This window comes from Streptomyces sp. CB02366, from assembly GCF_001905905.1.
Classification (GTDB): domain Bacteria; phylum Actinomycetota; class Actinomycetes; order Streptomycetales; family Streptomycetaceae; genus Streptomyces.
In genome coordinates this window covers 543,836-563,115 of record NZ_LIVT01000004.1, presented here as the reverse complement: position 1 = coordinate 563,115, position 19,280 = coordinate 543,836, and the positions used below count along the sequence as shown (strand labels likewise).

Genomic DNA, 19,280 nt, shown 5'->3' with positions numbered 1-19,280 from the left:
AAAGCGCCCGGCAGCTTTTTCACGACTCGGGGAGGACACACATGGGCGTCACGCTCGCCAAGGGAGGCAACGTCTCCCTCTCCAAGGTCGCACCCGACCTCACCCAGGTACTGGTCGGGCTCGGCTGGGACGCACGCTCCACCACGGGGGCCGACTTCGACCTCGACGCCAGCGCGCTGCTGTGCCAGTCGGGCCGGGTCCTCGGCGACGAGTGGTTCGTCTTCTACAACAACCTCACCAGCCCGGACGGCTCCGTCGAGCACACCGGCGACAACCTGACGGGCGAGGGCGACGGCGACGACGAGTCCGTCATCGTCCGCCTCGACCAGGTCCCCGCCCACTGCGACAAGATCGTCTTTCCGGTCTCGATCCACGACGCGGACAACCGGGGCCAGGCGTTCGGCCAGGTCAGCAACGCCTTCATCCGGGTGGTCAACCAGGCCGACGGCCGGGAGCTGGCCCGCTACGACCTGAGCGAGGACGCCTCGACGGAGACCGCGATGATCTTCGGCGAGCTCTACCGGTACAACGGCGAGTGGAAGTTCCGTGCAGTCGGCCAGGGGTACGCGTCCGGCCTGCGGGGCATCGCTCTAGACTTCGGCGTCAACGTTTCATAACGCCGCGCACGGCGCGGGGGGCCCCGACACACCGGGGGAGACCCGATACATAACACGATGGGGTAGCCAGTGGTACTGAAAACCTTCGGCTGGTCGTTCGCGGTCACCGCGCTCGGCCTGGTCGCGGCGGTCATCTACGGGGGGTGGCAGGCCTTCGGCATCGTCGCGATCCTGTCCGTCCTGGAGATCTCGCTGTCCTTCGACAACGCGGTGATCAACGCCGGAATCCTCAAGAAGATGAATGCCTTCTGGCAGAAGATCTTCCTGACCATCGGCATTCTCATCGCCGTCTTCGGCATGCGACTGGTGTTCCCCGTCGTGATCGTGGCCGTGAGCGCGCAGCTCGGACCGATCGAGGCCATCGACCTGTCCTTCAACGACCCGGACAAGTACAAGGAACTGGTCACGGACGCCCATCCGTCGATCGCCGCCTTCGGTGGCATGTTCCTGATCATGATCTTCCTGGACTTCATCTTCGACGAGGACCGGGACATCCACTGGCTGCGCTGGATCGAGCGTCCGCTCGCCAAGCTCGGCAAGGTCGACATGCTCTCGGTCTGCGTCGCGCTGATCGTCCTGCTGATCTCCGCCCTGACCTTCGCGACCCACGCGCACCAGCACGGCGGCGGGCACGCCGACAAGGCGTCCACGGTCATGCTCTCCGGCATCGCCGGCCTGATCACCTACCTGATCGTCGGCGGGCTCTCCGGCTTCTTCGAGAACAAGCTCGAAGAAGAGGAGGAGCGCGAGCACGAGGCCGAGGAGGAGGCCAAGAAGAAGGGCAAGCCCGTCACCGGGGCCGCCCTCGCCGGGAAGGCCGCGTTCTTCCTCTTCCTCTACCTGGAAGTCCTGGACGCCTCCTTCTCCTTCGACGGCGTCATCGGCGCCTTCGCCATCACCAACGAGATCGTGCTGATGGCCCTCGGCCTCGGCATCGGCGCCATGTACGTCCGTTCGCTCACCGTCTACCTGGTGCGCGAGGGCACGCTCGACGACTACGTCTACCTGGAGCACGGCGCGCACTACGCCATCGGCGCCCTCTCCGTCATCCTGCTGATCACCATCCAGTACGAGATCAACGAGCTGATCACCGGCTCGGTCGGAGTGATCCTGATCGCCCTCTCCTTCTGGTCCTCGGTCAGGCGCAACCGCGCGCTCGCCGCGGAGTCCGGCGACGGCGGCCCGGGAAACAAGTCCGAGGTGTCCGCCGGGGTGTGACCCGGCAGGGATTGAGGAACGCTCTTGGCGGGGCGGCCCACACGGCGACGGCTCTCCGGGATCTCCCGGACCCGGCCCGGTGGCCGCCCCGCGGTGATGTCCGGGCACGCGCAGGCGGTGCGAGCAGCAGGCGCGAACAGGGTGGGGGTTGGCATGGGATTCTTCGACGGCCTGTGGCCGGGGCGTGCGGCGCAGTTCGACTCGGGCAACTCGACGTCGAGCGCCATCGTGCTGTCCAAACGCAACGCCACGGTCTCGCTCAACAAACAGGGCGCCCTCTCGGGCAACCTGCGGGTCAACCTCTCCTGGCGGATGCGGACCTCCGACATCGAGGGCCGCTCCCGCCGGAGCGGCAGGCTGCGGAACCCCCTCCAGTTCTTCCAGCCCGAAGTGGTCCAGGCGCACACCCAGGGGGTGGTCAACGTGGACCTGGACCTCGGCTGCATGTACGAGCTGGCGGACGGCACCAAGGGGGTCGTGCAGCCGTTGGGCGGCCTCCTCGGGGACCTCAACGGCCCGCCGTACGTCCGGCTCAGCGGCGACGACCGGTTCGGCGCGCCCTCCGGCGAGACGGTCTACGTCAACCTCGACCAGCGCGACCAGATCAAGCGCCTGCTGTTCTTCGTCTACATCTACGACCGGACGCCCGCCTTCGACCGTACGCACGCCAAGGTCACGCTCTACCCGGGCAACGGCCCGCGCATCGAGATCGAGCTGGACGAGCGCGCTCCGCAGGCCCGCTCCTGCGCGGTGTTCACCGTGGAGAACGTGAAGGACGAGCTGATCGTGCGCCGCGAGGTGAAGTTCGTGTACGGCTTCCAGTCGGAACTGGACCGGCTGTACGGCTACGGCATGCAATGGGGCCGGGGCTACAAGACCCGCACCTGAGCCGCGCCCGTACCGGGCCCGCGGCGGGGCGGCCCCGCCCTGCCGGACCGGCGCGGGCTCCCCGGCCGGGCCCGGACAGGCTCAGGAGCGGATGAACTGCGGACCTTGTGGAGGCAGCACGAAATGGGGGTCGGGCGCGTGCGCGGCGGCTGCCGCCGGCTGCGGATAGCCGTACGCGGGCGGCTCGGCGGGCTGCGGGTAGCCGTACGCCGGCTGGTGGGCCCCGGCCGCCGCGGGATGCGGGGGCGGGGGCGGATAGCCGTACGAGGGCTGCTGGTGGTGGACCGTGGCCTGGGCGTCGGAGCCCGTCCCGGCGGTCGCGGGGGCCGGGGGGATCTCCGGCGGCACGGCCGGGGGCGGAGGCACGGCGGCCGGGAGCGGCCCCGGCCCCGCCGGGTCCTGCGCTCCGTCCGCCGCCTCCGAGTCGTCCACCGAGATGCCGAAGGCGGTGGCCAGACCGATCAGGCCGGAGGGGTACCCCTGACCGACCGCGCGGAACTTCCACCCTTCGCCGCGGCGGTAGAGCTCGCCGCAGATGATCGCCGTCTCCTCCCCGGTCTCCGGCCGGACGTCGAACACGGCCAGCGGCTCGCCGTCGGCGAACGCGGCGTCGAACAGCAGGATCCGCAGGTCCGCCACCTGCTCGAAGGCCGCTCCGTCGGAGGAGGCCGCGATGACCACCTGGTCCACCGAGGCGTCGAGCGCGCCGAGGTCCGCCTCGACCGTGTCCGTCAGCCCTTCCGGGACGCTGCGCTTCGGCAGCCGCCGGACCAGGCCGGAGGGGTGCCGGGGCTGGTTGTAGAAGACGAAGTCCTCGTCGGAGCGCACCCGGCCCGACGCACCGAGGAGCAGGGCGGAGGCGTCCACGTCGGGAACCCCGGCGCCCGGGGTCCAGCGCAGCACGGCCCGGACGGCCGTGGCATCGACGGGGACGTTCGAGCCCTTCAGCATCGTGTGCGTCATGACCGTCATCCTGCCTGCTGAGGGCCCGCGCGGACAACGCGGGGGGCGGCACGACCGTGCCCGGCGGCGGCGCGGACAGGGCGCGACCCCACCGTGGGGATGAGAGGGACAAGAGGCGGGCAACCGGAAATTCATGTACATGGGGAACTGATGACACCCGTCCATACGTACTATTACCGGCCATGTGTTGTTCGGTCGGTCAGGCAGTTCGGGGGAAAAGGATGCGTCACTTCGGGCATATATCGCCCACTGCCCGCCAGGGCCTGTTCCACCGGGAGCCCCGCGTCTTCACCGCCGACTCCCCGGCACGCATGCTCTCCGTCGCCCTGGGAGCCACGCTCTACTCCCCGGCCACCCGTCCGTCACTCGCGGACGACGTGCTGAAGCAGGCCGCTCGTGGCGTCGTCTCCATGGTGCTGTGCCTGGAGGACTCGATCGACGACGCCGAGGTGCCCGGCGCCGAAGCCAATCTGATCAGGCAGTTCGCCGCCCTCGCCGCCCGGGAGGCGGCAGGGGCGGCCGGAAGCGGAGCGGCGGAGTCCGCCGAGCGCGGCCCGGACGGCGAAGACGGCGCGACCGGCCCCGGCCTACCGCTCCTCTTCATCCGCGTCCGGGAACCGGGTCAGATCACCGACCTCGTGCGCCGTCTCGGCGAATCGGTCCACATGTTGTCCGGTTTCGTGCTTCCCAAATTCACCGAGGAGCGAGGGCGCCACTTCCTGGAGGCGCTCACCGAGGCCGAGGCGGCGTGCGGACGACGGCTCTTCGCCATGCCGGTCCTCGAATCGCCCGAGCTGCTCCACCTGGAGACGCGCGGCGACACCCTCCGGGGCATCGCCCGCAGCGTCGAAAAATACCGGGACCGGGTACTCGCCCTGCGGCTCGGCGTCACCGACTTCTGCTCGGCGTACGGACTGCGCCGCGCCCCCGACATGACGGCGTACGACGTCCACATCGTCGCCTCGGTGATCGCCGACGTGGTCAACGTGCTCGGCCGGGCGGACGGCTCCGGCTTCACGATCACCGGACCGGTCTGGGAGTACTTCCGCCGCCAGGAGCGCATGTTCAAGCCCCAGCTGCGCCGCAGCCCCTTCCTGGAGGGCCGGGCCGAGGAACTGCGTACGGCGCTGATCGAGCACGACCTCGACGGGCTGCTCCGGGAGATCGAGCTCGACCGTGCCAACGGGCTGCTCGGCAAGACCTGCATCCACCCGTCGCACGTGGCGCCGGTCCACGCCCTGTCCGTGGTCAGCCACGAGGAGTACACCGACGCCCGGGACATCCTGGACCCCGACCGCGGTGGCGGCGGCGTGCTGCGCTCGGCGTACACGAACAAGATGAACGAGGTGAAGCCCCACCGGGCCTGGGCCGAGCGCACGCTGCTGCGGGCCGAGGCGTTCGGGGTGGCGAGGGAAGACGTGGGCTTCGTGGACCTGCTGGCCGCCGGCCTGACGAACTGAGCGCGCGTCGATGAGCGAGCGCGCGACGAGAGAAGAGACCGTGGACGTGGTGTGGTCGGGCGACTGGGTGGCCGAACGGCTGGGCGTCGCCCTCGAAGGTGACGGAGATCTCCGGGAACTGCTGGGTCTGGCCCTGCGCCGGAACCCCAAGCGGGCGCACCTGCTGGTCTCCAACGTGCTGGGCAAACACGTCCCCCAGCGGCCCTCCGTCGTCCACCGGGCCGGGTACGAGCTGGGCGAGCGGGTACGGGCGCTGCTCGGCCCCGAGGAGGCGCGCCGCGCGGTGGTCCTCGGGTACGCGGAGACGGCCACCGGTCTCGGCCACTCCGTGGCGGACGGCCTGCGGGACGCTCCGTACCTGCACTCCACCCGGCGCCCGGTGACGGGAGCCGAGCAGGCGGGCGGCTTCGAGGAGTCCCACTCCCACGCCACCTCGCACCTGCTGCTGCCGGAGGACCGCGACCTGCTGGCGGGCGGCGGGACGGCATCCGTCCTGGTCCTGGTCGACGACGAGTTCTCCACCGGCAACACGGTCCTCAACACCATCCGCACCCTGCACGCCCTGCACCCCCGCGAGCGGTACGTCATCGTCGCCCTGGTCGACATGCGCTCGGCCGGCGACCGCGACCGGCTGACCGCCTTCGCCGCCGAGATCGGCGCCCGCGTCGACCTGGTGACCCGCGGTACCGGGACGGTGAGCCTCCCGGACGGCGTGCTGGAACGCGGCCAGGCCCTGGTCGCGGAGCAGGAGGAGCGGGCTCCCGCCTCCGCACGGCCCTCCGTCCCGGCCCCCGCCCCCCTCACCCGCGTCGGCCTCGACTGGCCGGCTGGCGTCCCCGACGGCGGCCGGCACGGCTTCACCCCGGCCCACCGGGCGGCCCTGGAAGCAGCGCTCCCGGCCATGGCGGAACGGATCGCGGCCGCCCTGGACTCCGACGCGCCGGACCGGGACGGTGGCCAGGGCCCTGCCCACGGCCGGGGCCCCCGCCGCATCCTCGTCCTCGGCTTCGAGGAGCTGATGTACGCCCCGCTGCGGCTCGGCACGGCTCTGGAAGAGGTCCTGGGCGCCGACGCCGAGGTCCGCTACTCCACCACCACCCGCTCGCCCGTCCTCGCCGTCGACGACCCCGGCTACGCGATACGCACCCGGCTCGTCTTCCCGGCCCACGACGACCCGGCGGACGGCCCCGGCGACCGGTACGCGTACAACGTGGCCGGCGCCGGGTTCGACGCGGTGGTGGCCGTCGTCGACTCCACCGCCGACACCCCCGAACTGCACGCCCCCGACGGACTGCTGGCCCGGCTCGCCGAACACACCGGCCGGCTCCTCCTGGCGGTCGTGCCCTCCTATCTCCCCCGCCCCGCCCCCGCCCCCCACCAGGAGCCCGCCGTGCTGCCCGAGCCCCTCCGAGGCCCCGACTTCTCCAGTTACGCGCCGGACGAGGTCGGCTGGCTGCTCCAGGACCTCTCGGACACCGAACTGGAGGCGCCCACCGAGGAACGCGAGGAGGCGATCCAGAGCGGCGGCGCGCACTACGCGGAGTCGTTGCCCGTCGAGTACCAGCCGACCCCCGCCTACCAGGAGCTGTTCTCCGCGGCCCTGGAGACCTCCGCCGCCCGGATCGCCCGCGCGGTCGGCACCGTCACCGAGACGGTCCTCGCCGAACGCGGCCCGCGCCCCGTCCTCGTGTCGCTCGCCCGCGCCGGAACGCCGGTCGGCGTGCTGATGCGCCGCTGGGCCCGGCACCGGCACGGCGTGGACCTGCCGCACTACGCCATCTCCATCGTCCGGGGCCGGGGCATCGACGCCACCGCCCTGCGCTGGCTGGCAGCCCATCACGACCCGGCCGACGTGGTGTTCGTCGACGGCTGGACGGGGAAGGGCGCCATCACCCGCGAACTGGCGGCGGCCATCGGCGCGTTCGAGGCATCGGGCGGCCCGGCGGGCTTCGACCCGGAGATCGCGGTGCTCGCCGACCCGGGCGGCTGCGTGCGGACGTACGGCACCCGCGAGGACTTCCTCATCCCCTCCGCCTGCCTCAACTCCACGGTCTCCGGCCTCGTCTCCCGTACGGTGCTCCGCGCCGACCTGGTCGGCCCGGACGACTTCCACGGCGCGAAGTTCTACCGGGAGCTGGCCGCGTCCGACGTCTCCGGCCACTTCCTCGACACGGTGGCCGCACGGTTCGACGAGGTGGCGGCCGAGGTCGACGACGCGACGAAGGAACTGCTGGCCGCCGACCGCGCCCCGACCTGGGAGGGCTGGGCGGCGGTCGAGCGGATCAGCGAGGAGTACGGCATCCACGACGTCAACCTGGTCAAGCCGGGTGTCGGCGAGACCACCCGGGTGCTGCTCCGCCGCGTCCCCTGGAAGATCCTCGCCCGCCGCGGCGCGCGCCCGGACCTGGAGCACATCCGGCTGCTGGCCGAACAGCGCGGCGTGCCCGTCGACGAGGTCGACGACCTCCCGTACAGCTGTGTCGGCCTGATCCACCCCCGGTTCACGCGCGGCGCGACGGGCGCGGACGGCACGGCGGTGAAGGGCGCATGAGCACGGACGCGAGCACGACCGCCCCGCCGACGCCGACCGCCCCGACGACCCTGGTGGCGAGCGACCTCGACCGTACGTTGATCTACTCGGCGGCCTCGCTGGACCTGGCCATGCCCGACGCGGAGGCCCCCCGGCTCCTGTGCGTCGAGGTGTACGGCCACAAGCCCCTGTCGTACATGACGGAGACGGCCGCCGCCCTGCTCACCGAGGTGGCGGCCTCCACCGTCTTCGTGCCGACCACCACCCGCACCCGCGAGCAGTACGGGCGCATCCACCTCCCCGGCCCCGCCCCCCGGTACGCGATCTGCGCCAACGGCGGCCACATCCTGGTCGACGGCGTCTTCGACCCCGACTGGCAGCGCCAGGTGGAGAACCGGATCGCGGCCGAGTGCGCGCCGCTGACCGAGATCCGCGCCCACCTCGCCACGACCGCCGACCCGGCCTGGCTGCTCAAGGAGCGGGTCGCCGAGGACCTCTTCGCCTACCTCGTCGTCGAACGCTCCCTCCTCCCCGAGGAGTGGGTGAAGGAACTGGCCGCCTGGGCCCGGCCGCGCGGCTGGACCGTCTCCCTCCAGGGCCGCAAGGTCTACGCCGTGCCCGCACCGCTCACCAAGAGCGCCGCGATGCGCGAGGTCGCGCGCCGGACCGGCGCGACGCGCACGTTCGCCGCCGGGGACTCCCTTCTCGACGCCGACCTGCTGCTCGCCGCCGATCTCGGCTGGCGTCCCGGCCACGGCGAACTGGCCGACGAGGGCTGGCGGGCCCTGCACGTGACGGCGCTGGAGGAGCGCGGCGGTGCGGCGGGGGAGGAGATCCTGCGCAGGTTCCTGGCGGCTGCCGCTGCGTGAGGGCGCGTGGTGGGGAAGGGTGGGGGCATGACCATGGGCAACGACACCACGATCACGGCCGAGCTGTACGCGTACATGCTGGCCCACAACCCACCGCTGGGCCCGGTCCAGCGGGAGCTGGTGGAGACCACCTACGCACGGTTCCCCGACCACGCGGGCATGCAGTCGGCCGAGGAACAGGCCCCGCTCCTCGCCTTCCTGGTCCGGCTGGTCGGCGCACGGCACGTGGTGGAGGTCGGTACGTTCACCGGGTTCAGCGCCCTGGCGATGGCCCGGGCGCTGCCTGCCGACGGCACGCTGATCGCCTGCGACATCTCGCAGGAGTGGACGGCGTACGGCCGGGAGGCGTGGGAGAAGGCGGGCGTCGCGGACCGGATCGACCTCCGGATCGCCCCGGCCCTGGACACACTGCGCGCGATGCCCGAGGAGCCGCACATCGACTTCGCCTACCTGGACGCGGACAAGGGCGGCTACATCGCGTACTGGGAGGAACTGGTGCCCCGGATGCGGCAGGGCGGGGTCATCGCCACGGACAACGTGCTCTTCCACGGTGAGGTCACGAACCCGGAGGCGTCCGGCCCCGCCGCCGCGATCCAGGAGTTCAACGACCACGTGAAAGCCGACCCGCGGATGGACAGCGTCATGCTGACGGTCTCGGACGGCCTGACGCTGTCCCGCAAGAAGTAGCGGGCGCTCGACGAGCGCCCGCGGGGCCCTCACCCCTGGAGGTCAGCCGCAGCACCCGCCCCCGCAGCAGCCGCCGCCCCCGCCCCCACCCGAGGGCGCGGGGGCGGACCCGGCGGCGCCGCCCACAGCCACGGCGGACAGCAGCTTGACGGTGTCGTCATGGCCTGCGGGGCAGGCGGCCGGGTCGGAGGACTGGGCCATGGGACGGCTGACTTCGAACGTGTCTCCGCAGGTGCGGCACCGGAATTCGTAACGAGGCATGAACACAGGCTAGAGCCAACCCACCCCGGTGGCCACGCTCCCTGCCACCTCCCCGGGGTTCCGCCTCCTGGCCCGGCTGCCCACGCTCCGGACCCCGCCTGCGGGCCCGGCTGCCCATGCCCCGGGGTCACGTTTCCTGGCCCCGTTGCCCACCTCCCGGGCCCCGCCTGCGGGCCCGCCCCTGCCCGCGCCCCGGGCCATGCCTGCTGGCCCCGCCCCTTCCCTCTGCCCACGGGCCCCCTGCCCGCACCCTCTGACACCGCCTCCCGACCCCACCCCCGGCACCCCGGAGGCCGTGTGAGGTCCCGGGCGGTCCTCGGCTACCCGGACCCCCACACGGGGGAGGGAGGAGGAGAGAGGGAAGGGGGAGGGAAAAGGGAGGAAGGAGGAGGTCTCAGGTGCCCGCGCCGCGCTCCTCGCGGATGTCGGAGACGACCCGGGCGGCGGTCTGTCGCACGGCCTCCGTCTCGGTCAGGAAGTGCCAGTAGTCGGGGTGGCGCCCTTCGAGCCCGGCGACGGCGCGCTCCAGTCGGGCGACGGAATCGTCGAGCGGCCGGGCGTGCCGGGGGTCCGGCGTGTGCCGACCGGCCATGGCGAGGCGCTGGGCGTCCCGCACCGCGAACCGGGTCCGCTCGATCTCCTGTTGCGGGTCCTTCGCCACGGCGTTCAGCTGCTGCAACCGGTCCCCGGCGGCGGAGACCGCCTCGTCCGTCGCGTTGAGCAGGGCGCGGACCGTCGACAGCCGGGACGTGGCGTCCGCCCACCGCTGCTCCTCGCGCGCCCTGGCCGCCTCGGCGAGCTTGTCCTCGGCCTGCCGCACCTTCACGGCGGCCTGCTCCGGGACCGGCTGGAGGTCTTGCCAGCATGCGGCGGAGAAACGCCGCCGCAACTCGCTCAGCACCGGCTCCACCGAGCCCGCCCGGTTCGTCAGCGCCTGGGCACGGGTCCGCAGGGACACCAGCCGCCGGTCGATCTCGGCTGCCCGCTCGGGCAGTCGCTCCGCCTCGGCGCGCACGGCCTCCGCGTCCCGCAGCACCACGTCGGCCCGCTGCAGGGTCTCCTGGACGCCGTGCTGCCCCGCGCCCTGGTTCAGCTTGGTCAGCTCGGGGGCGAGCGCGGCGAGCCGAGCGGCCAGATCATCGGCGCGCAGACCCGCTGCCCGTACGGAATCGAGGGCGTTGCTCGCCGCGAGGAGCGCCTGCCGGGCCCGTTCGACAGCGGGGGCGAGCCGGGCGAGCTGGGTCTCCGCGCTGCCCAGCAGAGGCCCGAGCCCCTGGGCGAACCGGTCCAGCTCGCCCTTGACCCGCACGAGGTCGTCCTTGGCCCGGGTCAACTCGGTGCGGGCCTTGGCGGCTACGGAGGGCTCCAGGTCGTCCCGGTCCAGGTCATGGCTGTCGACCGCGGTGATGTAGGTGCGGCTGGCCTCGTCGATGCGCCGACCAAGCGCGTCGAAGTCCTCGGCGGCCTTCCGGCCGCGCGCAGAGCTGTCCACGGCGTTGATGGTCTCGATGGAGATCTTGAGATCGCGCTGGGCGGTGTCCAGCTCGTAGAACGCCTCGGCCGCGGCGTCCTTCGCTGCCTGAGCCTCGGCCCGCTGGTTCTCCCCGCGCCCGCCGAACCATCGACGCGTACCCCCGCCGGCGAAGGCGGCGGGCAGCACCGCGACGAAGAGGGGCACCGGCAGCAACATCAACGTCAGCACGTCCCGGCCGCCCCCCACGGCGGCCCTCGCACCCGCTCTTGCCCTCGGCCGCGCGTTGGTCGCCGTCACATCCCTCTCCCGTGCCGATTCGCCCTGCCCGGTACATTCTCCCACCAGGTAAGGACGAACACACGGGTCGGTTAGTTCGCGCTTCGCACGGTGACGTGCCCGTTGTCGCTGCGCGCCTTCACCACATGGGCGCCGTCGTCGCCGCGCGGCACGTCGATGGAGACGTCCCCGTTGTCGGCGGAGGCGTCCACCGCGTATTTCTGGCCGCCCGGCGGCAGATCGATGGTGATGCCCCCGTTGTCACTCACCGTGTCCACGCGGTCGGGCACGGAGGAGAAACCGAGCCGGATCTCTCCGTTGTCGGCGCGGGCGATCACGGAGGGCCCGGTTATCCGCTCGGCCCGGATCTCCCCGTTGTCGCTCTTCAGCATGAGCGCCCCGCCCGCATCCCGGACGTGGATCTCCCCGTTGTCGGACGAGAGGTCCAGAGCGCTGTCGAAGCCGGTGGCGGCGACCCTCCCGTTGTCCGAGGCGGCGGTCACCGCGACCCCGCGCGGCACCTTCACCCGGTGCCGGGAGTCGCAACTGTTGATGAGGCCATCGCACTTCACCCGGAGCGTGAGGGTGTCGCCCTCCATCTTCCAGACGGCATCGGGCCCGCTGCCGAGGACCACCCACCCGTCGAGCTGCCGCTCCACCTCGACCTCCTTCACGTCGGCCGGCACGAGGTCCACGACACCGTTCTCGACGTCGATGGTCAGAGTCTTCCCTTCCAGAGCGAACGACTTGCGCTCGACGGGAGCCCCGTCCACGTCCGTACTCCCACACCCGGTGAGAGCCAGCGCCAGCAACACCACTCCGCCCCCGAGAGCAAGGGCCCGCCCGGCGGCCCCGAGACGCGCCCCGGAACGCGTACGGGTCGGTGAGCTCGTCAAGGTGTCCACGGTGATCGGTCCCCCAGTTACGTTGTGCCGGACAGTGCCACCGGGCGTTCCTGCCGGTGCTCCACCACCGTATGCACCCCCGACCCCCGCCGGGATCCGGCCCGCTACCGTCTCGGGGTGGGGTTATCCCCCGGGCGTCTGCCCCCGCCCCCGCCCCGCGCCGCCGGCCCGTCCGGGACGGTTTATGAGCAGCGGCCCTGGTCCATGTAGGCTGTGGCCTCATCCACGGGTGCGTAGCTCAGGGGTAGAGCGCTGCTCTTACAAAGCAGATGTCGGCGGTTCGAAACCGTCCGCGCCCACCAGCACGAAGACCCCCAGCCGATCACGGCTGGGGGTCTTCGGCATCCACTTCCGACATCAACGGACGCGGCCACCCACGGTCGGGAGGCTGCCGCTTCACCATGCGGTCCAAGTGGCTCGACGGCTGCGGTTCAGCCCGCTCGGCGATCTCGCCTCGGTCACGTTCTCATGGGGTGCTGGTGCAATCTTCCTTGACGGGGAGGCCTCGAACGATGTGCGAGCCTACAGAACAGGCCATGCGCCGCTACGGTGCTTCTTGTGGACGCGGGGGTGTTGTCAGTAGGCACCCCTACGATCGTCTTATGCGAAAAGGAGCGATCACGCGAGAGTCCGTGCTCAAGGCCCTGGGGGAGCACGACAAGTTGGGGCGTGAAGCCTTCCTGACGAAGTACGGCTTCGGGGAGGCACGGTCCTACGTGTTGGTCCACGAGGGCCAGGAGTACGACTCCAAGGCCGTCGCGGGGGTGGCCCACCAGTGGGATCAGGGGCGGGCCCTCACACGGGACGAGTTCAGCGGCGGCAAGGATCATGCCGCGGCGTGGCTCAAGCGAGTGGGCTTCCAGGTCAAGGCCATCCAGAATCCGGACTGGGCCCGTGACGAGATCGTTCTTGCCTGCGACCTGGTAATGGAGAACGATTGGAAGGGACTGGACGCCGAGGACAGCCGGGTGGCGGAGTTGTCTGCCCTCCTCCAGTTGCTTCCCATCCACGCAGAGGCGGACCGCAACGACAAGTTCCGCAACTCCAACGGCGTCGCCCGCAAGACGTTCGACATCGCCACCCGCCACCCGGAATACCGGGGGAAGCCCACGAAGGGCGGAGCCCTGGATGTCGCTGTGTTGCACGAGTTCCTTGCCCGGCCACAAGAGATGGCCGAAGCGGCGCGGCTGATCCGTCAGGGTATCGCGACTGGCGAATTGCAGTCCTTCGCGCCGACTGAGGACGAGGAGTTCGGCGACGACTTCAGCGCGCCGGAGGGCCGGCTGCTCATGCGCCGCCACAGGGCGCGTGAACGGAACAAGGGCTTGCGCAAGAAGAAGATCGCTTCTGTTCTTCAGCGGGGCGGACAGCTCGCTTGTGAAGCGTGCGGCTTCGACTTCGAGAAGGTCTACGGGGACCGCGGCACCGGATACATCGAGTGCCATCACGTCCTTCCGCTCCATGTAGCGGGGGAGGGCCGCACCAAGCTCAGCGATCTCGCCCTCATCTGCGCCAACTGTCACCGCATGATCCACCGGCGTGCGCCATGGCCGACCCCGGGGGAGCTGCGAGCCTCGATAGAGCAGAAGCATGCAGACGACAGGCGTGCCGCGGCGGCTTTGACGCGACCGCGCAAGGCAGCCGACGAGCAGATGCCGAAGCTGTGAACTGACTCCATTGCCGACATCAACCTCGGTGGCCAACCGCAGCCCCGGAGAACCCTGGAGGGCAGTCACGGCCGGGCCCGCCAGAGGCTTGGCTGCCTCCGGCCGAGCTTCCCCACCAGGTGTCGGCGGTTCGAAACCGTCCGCGCCCACCGGCGCGAGGCCCCGGTCCATCAGGATCGGGGGCCTTCGTCGTTCCTTCGTCCGGGGTTTGGCCCGGTGTGCAGGCCTGTGTTTCTGGAACCGGGGGACACGAGGGCGGCGTTCGAACGAACGACAGGTCGCACGATGGTGCTTCATGGGGCAGATGCTGGCGGAGATCCTGCGGGAGGCCGCCTGGGGGCGGTTTCCCGAGGCCGATGGGCGGACGACCGTGATGGGGGGCGCCGTCGCGTCCCCGCCCGTTCCCGTGCTTCGGGGCGGTCCCGCAGGGCGCCCGCGTCCGTACGGTCCGACCCAGCGCGGTCTCGGTCAGACGTGCAGCTCGGGCGGGAATCCGGACCAGCGGAGTTCGGCCGGCAGGTGGCCGGTGTCGTTGTACAGCAGCAGGCCCGGCGGGCGGCCCGGCGCGTAACGGATGACCGTCAGCGCGGCGTTGGCGTGATTGAGGCCCAGCCAGCGGTGGGGCGGGGCCTCCAGCGCGGCCCGGACGAGCCAGCCCACGAGGAAGTTGTGGGTGACGAGGAGTTCGTGGCGGGGCTCGTCGCCCTCGGCCGGTCCCGTGAACCGCGCGAGGGCCTCCTGCGCCAGCCCGGGGCCCTGCTCCCGCTCGGCCGCCGGGAACCCGGCCAGCCGGGCGAGCGTCTCGTCGGCCGACTCCGCCGGCAACTCCTCCCGGCGCGGCAGGTACGGGATGTAGTCGCCCGCCGGGTCGGACCTCAGCAGACGGGCCCCCGCCAGGTGTTCGCCGATCAGTCGCGCCGTCTCCTCGGCGCGCGGCAGCGGACCGTGGTGGATCGCCGTGATCGGGGCCCCGGAGAGCCGTTCCCCGAGCAGGGCGGCCTGGCGGCGGCCCACATCGGTCAGGGAGCTCTCGTCCGGGGTCGCCTGTGCGTGGCGGGTGATGTACAGGTAGCGGGCGGCGGTTGCCGTCATGGGCGGGTCCTCCGTGGGCGTTCATGATCGTTCGTGGGAATGTCAGAGGGGACGCCCGTCTCCGCGGGGCCGGTTCCGTGACCGGCCCGGCCGCCGGGGCCGGTCACGGAACCGGCCCCTCGGGATGCGCTGAGGCGGTGCTCGGGGCACCGTGGAGGCATGGCGAAGCACCCGCCCGTCATCGTCCATCCGCCTTCCCCGACCGGAGGGCGGCGGGTCACCGTCCACGGGCGGATCGTGGGCCTGGCCCACGGGCGGGGCGAGGTGGCCGCGCTGCTGCGAGCCGCCGGGTTCGCCCCGGGGCCCGACGAAGTCGTCGAGCTCGACCGGCCCGGCCTGATCGAATGGCGCGGCGGCGACCTCGACACCTGGGGATGATCCTGTGAAACGTCGTCGTACGGCATGCGAGAGCGTCCCCATCGAACCGCCGCTCGGCTACCGCACGGCGGGGGACGAGCCTCCGGACGCGGCACGACGCGCGTTGGCGCCGGACCGGATCGTGAGCCGCCGCGTCGGCGGCGGGCGGCGGGTCGGGACGCGCTCCGGAACCCGGGTGGTGCTGGTGCGAGGCCACCCCGTCAACCATCTGCCGCCCGCCCTCTCCGCTGTCTTCTCGTGCCGCGCACGGGGGACCGTGCGTCCGATCGGCGCCGTGAACCACCACGTGGAGGGGGCAGCACTCACCGTCGACGCCCAAGGACGCGGCGTCCCGGTCGGCGCCCTGTGAAAGGAGCTCACATGTCCCAGTTCGACACACCCGCACCGGGTGCCTCACGGCCCGCCGCACCTCCGCCCGGCGAACGCTCCGGCAGCCCCTGGGCCGCCGGAGGAACGATGTTCGCCGGTGTCCTGCTCCTCGTGGACGGCATCCTCGGGGTGCTGAAAGGCATCACGGGCATCGCCTCGAACGACGTCTACACGCGGATCAACGATTACGTCTTCAAGTTCGACGTGACCTCGTGGGGCTGGATCCACCTCGTCCTCGGCGTGATCCTCGTGCTCGTGGGCGTGGGCATCCTGAAAGGCGCGACCTGGGCCCGCGTGGCGGGCGTCATGCTCGCCTCCCTGAACATCGTCGCCAACTTCATGTGGCTCCCGTACACCCCGGTCTGGGCCATCGTCACCATCGCGATCGACGTCTTCGTCATCTGGGCCCTGTGCACCGACCGGTCCGACGCGGACGCCCCGGGGCGGACCGGCTGAGGCGAGGACCCCGGCGTGGCGGAGGCCGTCGGCGCCGGTGCGGCGGAGCCGGTCGGACCGACGCGTCCGCCGTGTCGGGGACGGCTGCCGGTTGTCAGTGAGGCGGTCCACACTGGAGACATGTGCCGCAGTATCAAGACGCTCCGACCGCCCGCCCTCCCCGAAGAGGCCACCGAGGAGGACATGCGGGCCGCCGCCCTCCAGTACGTACGCAAGGTCTCCGGCTTCCGCGCGCCCGCCGCACACAACCGGGAGGTCTTCGACCAGGCCGTCGACGAGATCACCGCCGCCACGATGAAGCTGCTCGACGGGCTGGTGGTACGGGGCACGGCGCGGGACTGAGTCTCAGGGGGAGGCCGGCCCGCTCCCGGAAGCCAGGCCCGCCCCGGGAAGCGGCCCCTCCGGAAACTCGCCCCTCCGGAAAGCCGCCCTGCCGGAAGCCCGCCCTTGCGGTGCGGGGGCGGTGAGGGGGTGGCTGCGCGCGGCTGCCGGGGGTCGGTGTGGTGTGCGGCGGACGCATGAGAGGCGTCCTGCCGCCGCCTGCCCTCCGTCAGCGCGCTGACGGCTCGCTCAGGGGGGCGGGGGCCGGAAACGGCACCGGTGCGGGTACGGACACGAGCGGCGATGACGTCGGCGGTGCGGCCGGGGCGGTGGCCGCCGAGCGCTGCACGGGGGTGGCTGCGAGGTCGGTTCGCGTTTCGCTTCCGGGGTCCGCGCCCTCGGGCACGGGGCCCGTTGCCATGGCCACCCCCGGCGCGGACGCCGTGGCCGGGCGGCGCTTCACCATGAACGCGGCCAGCGCGCCCGCCGCGAACAGGGCCAGCACCGAAACGGCCGTGCCGAACCACGTCGAGCCCAGCCACCGGCCGCCGAAGTAGCCGAGCCCCGTGCTGTAACCGGCCCAGGCCACCCCCGCCAGTGCGGACCACGGCAGGAAGTCCCGCTTCCTGCGGTGGGCGGCGCCCGCGCCGAGCGAGACCACGGAGCGGCCCGCCGGAGCGAACCGGGCGATGATCACCAGCGCCCCGCCGCCCCGGCTCAGCGCCGCGCCGAGACGTTCCTGCGCGGTGGTGAGGCGCCGGGAGCGGGCGATGGCCCGGTCCAGGCGGTCTCCTCCGCGCCAGGCGACCCGGTACGCGACGAGGTCGCCGAGCACCGAGGCGGTGGCCGCGCACAGGACCAGGACGACGAGCGAGGGGACCTGGCCCCCGGCGCCTCCCCCCGCGCCGCTCACGGTCGTGGAGCCCGCGGCCGCCGCCGTGGCGGCCGTGACGACGAGGACGCCGCTGGGCAGCAGGGGCAGGAAGACGTCCAGGAGGACGGAGAGGGCGACCACCGCGTAGATCCATGGGCTGCTGGTCAGCGCGCCCACACTCTCCAGCACCGTCTACTACTCCCCGATCGTGTCAACGCCGCGACGTCGCAGGGGAGCGGCAGGAGCGGCAGGTTCAGCTTTACAGCGTACGCGTGAGGGTCCTTCGGCCATCGCCCAGGGCGGTGGTGTTGTACAGGTCGCGTACACCTTCAGGCCGTGTCCCCGTTAGGCGGGGAGAACGAACCGGCACGGACGAGGAGCAGCGTATGACGGCATGGATGGTACGCAGGGGACACGGCGCGGCGCACCCGACTTCCGGACGGCGGAATGCGGTCCGGCGTGAGGGGGCCGCCGCCATGGGGGGCCGGCGCGGTGCGGAGGCCGGACGCAGGGCTTTCCGAGCCGCGGACGGTGGGGCCTCCCGGGTCCTGGACGGTGCGGTTCCCCCGGCCCAGGGCCCGACCCCGGACCCGGCCCAGGGCCCGGCCTCGCCGCCGGCTCCGGCCTCGGCCCAGAGCCCGGTCCGGGGACTGCCTGCGGCCTCGGGTGTGAGCGCGGGGGGCCTGCGGGTGCCGGGCGTGCTGGTGGGCGCGGTGGCCCTGGTAACGCTTGTCTGCGGTGCCGCCGTCGCCCACGGAGCGGGCGCCGGCGGCACGTTCACCGCTCCCGCCGGCCATGCCGACCACGGCGCGCACAGTGTTTCCGCTGCGGCGGCCCCGGCGCAGCGGCCAGGCCGCGGGGGAGACCCGAGTCGCAGGGACGACGGTGTCACCGTGGGCGGGAGTTCGTGGAGGCGGGCGGCGGGGGTGTTCTCGCCGCCCGGCTCCTTCGTGCCGTCCGACGCGTTGACGTACGACACCCGGTTGGTGCCGGCCGGGGCGCGCGTCGAGGTCACGGAACTCGCGGACCCGTCCGGCACCCGGGTCGAAGCCCGGTTGCGCGGGCTCGTGCCCGGCCACGCCTACGGGATGCACGTGCACACCTCGCCGTGCGGCGCCGACCCCGCCGCTGCCGGGCCGCACTATCAGCACCGCCCGGCGGCGACCGCCGACCCGGTCAACGAGGTGTGGCTCGACTTCCGGACGGACGAGGACGGCGACGGGAGGGCGCTGGCCCTGCAGGACTGGGGATTCCGGGAGGGTGGAGCCCGGTCGGTGATCATCCACGACCGCCAGGGCGGTGCGGGGGAGCGGGCCGCCTGCTTCACGGTCCCGTTCGGGCCCCGGGGGTGACCGGGCCCTCACACTCCGGGTGCGCGATCCGTCTGCCCGGGTACGAGGTGGCCGGCGTACGTTCCGGTAGCCCGGTAATTCCGTAGTTCCGTGATCCGGTGCGTCGGCCGCCGGCCCCGTCCCGGCGGCCGACGCACCGGTCAGATCGAGACGGCCCGGGCCTGGTCGCGGTGAGGGGAGTGCTCGGTGGCGGCCGTCGTGTTCCGCGAGCCGAAGAAGCGGTCCAGGGCGACCGCACCCGGGCCCGTGAAGACGAGCAGCAGGAACGCCCAGCAGAACAGCGCCGAGGGCTCGCCGCCGTTCTCGATCGGCAGGAGCGCCTCGGGCTGATGCACCTTGAAGTACGCGTAGGCCATCGATCCCGAGGCGAGGAAGGCGGCGGCACGGGTGCCGAGGCCGAGGGCGACCAGCGAGCCGCAGACCAGCTGGATCAGGGCGGCGTACCAACCGGGCCAGGCGCCGGTCTCCGCCTGGTCGCCGCCGAACGCCCCGAAGAGCGTGGCAGCGCCGTGGATGGCGAACAGCAGGCCGACGACGAAGCGGAAGAGGCTGAGGACGTAGGGCTGGGCCTGGTTCAAGCGGACGGGCATGGGGGGTGTGCTCCTTCGGTCGTGGTGGGGACG

20 protein-coding genes and 1 tRNA gene are annotated in these 19,280 nt (G+C 72.2%); 14 read left to right on the top strand and 7 right to left on the bottom strand.

The window, feature by feature from the left end; genetic code table 11:
* Nucleotides 1–41: 41 nt before the first annotated feature.
* The 3 genes from AMK24_RS16850 (at nucleotide 42) to AMK24_RS16840 (ending at nucleotide 2,723) form a co-directional block, all read left to right on the top strand.
* Nucleotides 42–617 (top strand): TerD family protein, encoded by a 576-nt coding sequence (locus tag AMK24_RS16850; protein ID WP_073769551.1) that lies wholly within the window; start codon nucleotides 42–44, stop codon nucleotides 615–617.
* Nucleotides 618–686: 69 nt separating this feature from the next.
* Nucleotides 687–1,835: a DUF475 domain-containing protein gene (locus AMK24_RS16845; RefSeq protein ID WP_073769550.1), complete on the top strand. Its 1,149-nt coding sequence runs from the start codon at nucleotides 687–689 to the stop codon at nucleotides 1,833–1,835.
* 153 nt (nucleotides 1,836–1,988) lie between these two features.
* Nucleotides 1,989–2,723, top strand: coding sequence for a Tellurium resistance (locus tag AMK24_RS16840; RefSeq protein ID WP_073769549.1), 735 nt, complete (start codon nucleotides 1,989–1,991; stop codon nucleotides 2,721–2,723).
* 81 nt (nucleotides 2,724–2,804) lie between these two features.
* Here AMK24_RS16840 and AMK24_RS16835 read toward each other — a convergent pair whose 3' ends face one another.
* On the bottom strand, nucleotides 2,805–3,695 hold the full coding sequence (locus AMK24_RS16835; protein ID WP_073769548.1) for a TerD family protein: 891 nt from the start codon (nucleotides 3,693–3,695) through the stop codon (nucleotides 2,805–2,807).
* A gap of 212 nt (nucleotides 3,696–3,907) precedes the next feature.
* Between AMK24_RS16835 and AMK24_RS16830 the strand changes: the two genes are divergently transcribed.
* Genes AMK24_RS16830 through AMK24_RS16815 form a run of 4 tightly spaced genes read left to right on the top strand, consistent with a single transcriptional unit; the run spans nucleotide 3,908 to nucleotide 9,232 of the window.
* Nucleotides 3,908–5,146 carry an HpcH/HpaI aldolase/citrate lyase family protein gene (locus AMK24_RS16830; protein WP_073769547.1) on the top strand — a complete coding sequence of 413 codons (1,239 nt, stop codon included), beginning with the start codon at nucleotides 3,908–3,910 and terminating at the stop codon, nucleotides 5,144–5,146.
* Between the two features lie 10 nt (nucleotides 5,147–5,156).
* Nucleotides 5,157–7,697 (top strand): phosphoribosyltransferase, encoded by a 2,541-nt coding sequence (locus AMK24_RS16825; protein WP_079190539.1) that lies wholly within the window; start codon nucleotides 5,157–5,159, stop codon nucleotides 7,695–7,697.
* On the top strand, nucleotides 7,694–8,545 hold the full coding sequence (locus AMK24_RS16820) for an HAD family hydrolase (protein WP_073769546.1): 852 nt from the start codon (nucleotides 7,694–7,696) through the stop codon (nucleotides 8,543–8,545). Before AMK24_RS16825 ends, AMK24_RS16820 begins: the two co-directional genes overlap by 4 nt.
* Before the next feature lie 27 nt (nucleotides 8,546–8,572).
* The gene (locus AMK24_RS16815) at nucleotides 8,573–9,232 is read left to right on the top strand and encodes an O-methyltransferase (protein WP_073769545.1); all 660 of its coding nucleotides are present in this window, start codon (nucleotides 8,573–8,575) and stop codon (nucleotides 9,230–9,232) included.
* Between the two features lie 42 nt (nucleotides 9,233–9,274).
* On the opposite strand, the gene AMK24_RS16810 is transcribed toward AMK24_RS16815, so the two are convergent.
* From AMK24_RS16810 to AMK24_RS16800, 3 genes are all read right to left on the bottom strand, one after another.
* Nucleotides 9,275–9,493 carry an FmdB family zinc ribbon protein gene (locus AMK24_RS16810; protein ID WP_073769609.1) on the bottom strand — a complete coding sequence of 73 codons (219 nt, stop codon included), beginning with the start codon at nucleotides 9,491–9,493 and terminating at the stop codon, nucleotides 9,275–9,277.
* A gap of 394 nt (nucleotides 9,494–9,887) precedes the next feature.
* Entirely contained in the window at nucleotides 9,888–11,264 is a 1,377-nt protein-coding gene (locus AMK24_RS16805; RefSeq protein ID WP_073769544.1) for a hypothetical protein, read from the bottom strand.
* Between the two features lie 71 nt (nucleotides 11,265–11,335).
* Entirely contained in the window at nucleotides 11,336–12,148 is an 813-nt protein-coding gene (locus tag AMK24_RS16800) for a DUF4097 family beta strand repeat-containing protein (protein ID WP_073769543.1), read from the bottom strand.
* 227 nt (nucleotides 12,149–12,375) lie between these two features.
* Here AMK24_RS16800 and AMK24_RS16795 point away from each other — a divergent pair.
* Together AMK24_RS16795 and AMK24_RS16790 are read left to right on the top strand one after the other, a co-directional pair.
* Nucleotides 12,376–12,450, top strand: a tRNA-Val gene (locus AMK24_RS16795).
* Nucleotides 12,451–12,750: 300 nt separating this feature from the next.
* The gene (locus AMK24_RS16790; RefSeq protein ID WP_073769542.1) at nucleotides 12,751–13,815 is read left to right on the top strand and encodes an HNH endonuclease; all 1,065 of its coding nucleotides are present in this window, start codon (nucleotides 12,751–12,753) and stop codon (nucleotides 13,813–13,815) included.
* A 468-nt stretch (nucleotides 13,816–14,283) separates the two neighbouring features.
* On the opposite strand, the gene AMK24_RS16785 is transcribed toward AMK24_RS16790, so the two are convergent.
* Nucleotides 14,284–14,907: a histidine phosphatase family protein gene (locus tag AMK24_RS16785; RefSeq protein WP_073769541.1), complete on the bottom strand. Its 624-nt coding sequence runs from the start codon at nucleotides 14,905–14,907 to the stop codon at nucleotides 14,284–14,286.
* A 159-nt stretch (nucleotides 14,908–15,066) separates the two neighbouring features.
* Between AMK24_RS16785 and AMK24_RS16780 the strand changes: the two genes are divergently transcribed.
* The 4 genes from AMK24_RS16780 to AMK24_RS16765 all read left to right on the top strand — a co-directional run bounded on the left by AMK24_RS16780 (nucleotide 15,067) and on the right by AMK24_RS16765 (nucleotide 16,452).
* Nucleotides 15,067–15,285: a hypothetical protein gene (locus AMK24_RS16780; RefSeq protein ID WP_073769540.1), complete on the top strand. Its 219-nt coding sequence runs from the start codon at nucleotides 15,067–15,069 to the stop codon at nucleotides 15,283–15,285.
* Nucleotides 15,286–15,289: 4 nt separating this feature from the next.
* The gene (locus tag AMK24_RS16775; protein WP_073769539.1) at nucleotides 15,290–15,634 is read left to right on the top strand and encodes a hypothetical protein; all 345 of its coding nucleotides are present in this window, start codon (nucleotides 15,290–15,292) and stop codon (nucleotides 15,632–15,634) included.
* Between the two features lie 11 nt (nucleotides 15,635–15,645).
* Nucleotides 15,646–16,110 (top strand): DUF7144 family membrane protein, encoded by a 465-nt coding sequence (locus AMK24_RS16770; protein WP_073769538.1) that lies wholly within the window; start codon nucleotides 15,646–15,648, stop codon nucleotides 16,108–16,110.
* A 120-nt stretch (nucleotides 16,111–16,230) separates the two neighbouring features.
* Nucleotides 16,231–16,452: a DUF2277 domain-containing protein gene (locus tag AMK24_RS16765; protein WP_073769537.1), complete on the top strand. Its 222-nt coding sequence runs from the start codon at nucleotides 16,231–16,233 to the stop codon at nucleotides 16,450–16,452.
* 208 nt (nucleotides 16,453–16,660) lie between these two features.
* Here AMK24_RS16765 and AMK24_RS16760 read toward each other — a convergent pair whose 3' ends face one another.
* Entirely contained in the window at nucleotides 16,661–17,494 is an 834-nt protein-coding gene (locus tag AMK24_RS16760; protein ID WP_073769536.1) for a DedA family protein, read from the bottom strand.
* A gap of 500 nt (nucleotides 17,495–17,994) precedes the next feature.
* Here AMK24_RS16760 and AMK24_RS16755 point away from each other — a divergent pair, with 500 nt between their 5' ends.
* A complete protein-coding gene (locus tag AMK24_RS16755; protein ID WP_107427416.1) occupies nucleotides 17,995–18,657 on the top strand; it encodes a superoxide dismutase family protein in 663 nt (220 codons plus the stop codon).
* Between the two features lie 140 nt (nucleotides 18,658–18,797).
* On the opposite strand, the gene AMK24_RS16750 is transcribed toward AMK24_RS16755, so the two are convergent.
* Entirely contained in the window at nucleotides 18,798–19,247 is a 450-nt protein-coding gene (locus AMK24_RS16750) for a DoxX family protein (protein ID WP_073769535.1), read from the bottom strand.
* Between the last annotated feature and the right edge of the window lie 33 nt (nucleotides 19,248–19,280).

Coding starts and splice junctions, on each gene's coding strand:
- AMK24_RS16850 (WP_073769551.1), top strand. CDS start 42: ATGGGCGTCACGCTCGCCAAGGGAGGCAACGTCTCCCTCTCCAAGGTC.
- AMK24_RS16840 (WP_073769549.1), top strand. CDS start 1,989: ATGGGATTCTTCGACGGCCTGTGGCCGGGGCGTGCGGCGCAGTTCGAC.
- AMK24_RS16835 (WP_073769548.1), bottom strand. CDS start 3,695: ATGACGGTCATGACGCACACGATGCTGAAGGGCTCGAACGTCCCCGTC.
- AMK24_RS16830 (WP_073769547.1), top strand. CDS start 3,908: ATGCGTCACTTCGGGCATATATCGCCCACTGCCCGCCAGGGCCTGTTC.
- AMK24_RS16825 (WP_079190539.1), top strand. CDS start 5,157: ATGAGCGAGCGCGCGACGAGAGAAGAGACCGTGGACGTGGTGTGGTCG.
- AMK24_RS16820 (WP_073769546.1), top strand. CDS start 7,694: ATGAGCACGGACGCGAGCACGACCGCCCCGCCGACGCCGACCGCCCCG.
- AMK24_RS16815 (WP_073769545.1), top strand. CDS start 8,573: ATGACCATGGGCAACGACACCACGATCACGGCCGAGCTGTACGCGTAC.
- AMK24_RS16810 (WP_073769609.1), bottom strand. CDS start 9,493: ATGCCTCGTTACGAATTCCGGTGCCGCACCTGCGGAGACACGTTCGAA.
- AMK24_RS16790 (WP_073769542.1), top strand. CDS start 12,751: ATGCGAAAAGGAGCGATCACGCGAGAGTCCGTGCTCAAGGCCCTGGGG.
- AMK24_RS16785 (WP_073769541.1), bottom strand. CDS start 14,907: ATGACGGCAACCGCCGCCCGCTACCTGTACATCACCCGCCACGCACAG.
- AMK24_RS16780 (WP_073769540.1), top strand. CDS start 15,067: ATGGCGAAGCACCCGCCCGTCATCGTCCATCCGCCTTCCCCGACCGGA.
- AMK24_RS16770 (WP_073769538.1), top strand. CDS start 15,646: ATGTCCCAGTTCGACACACCCGCACCGGGTGCCTCACGGCCCGCCGCA.
- AMK24_RS16765 (WP_073769537.1), top strand. CDS start 16,231: ATGTGCCGCAGTATCAAGACGCTCCGACCGCCCGCCCTCCCCGAAGAG.
- AMK24_RS16750 (WP_073769535.1), bottom strand. CDS start 19,247: ATGCCCGTCCGCTTGAACCAGGCCCAGCCCTACGTCCTCAGCCTCTTC.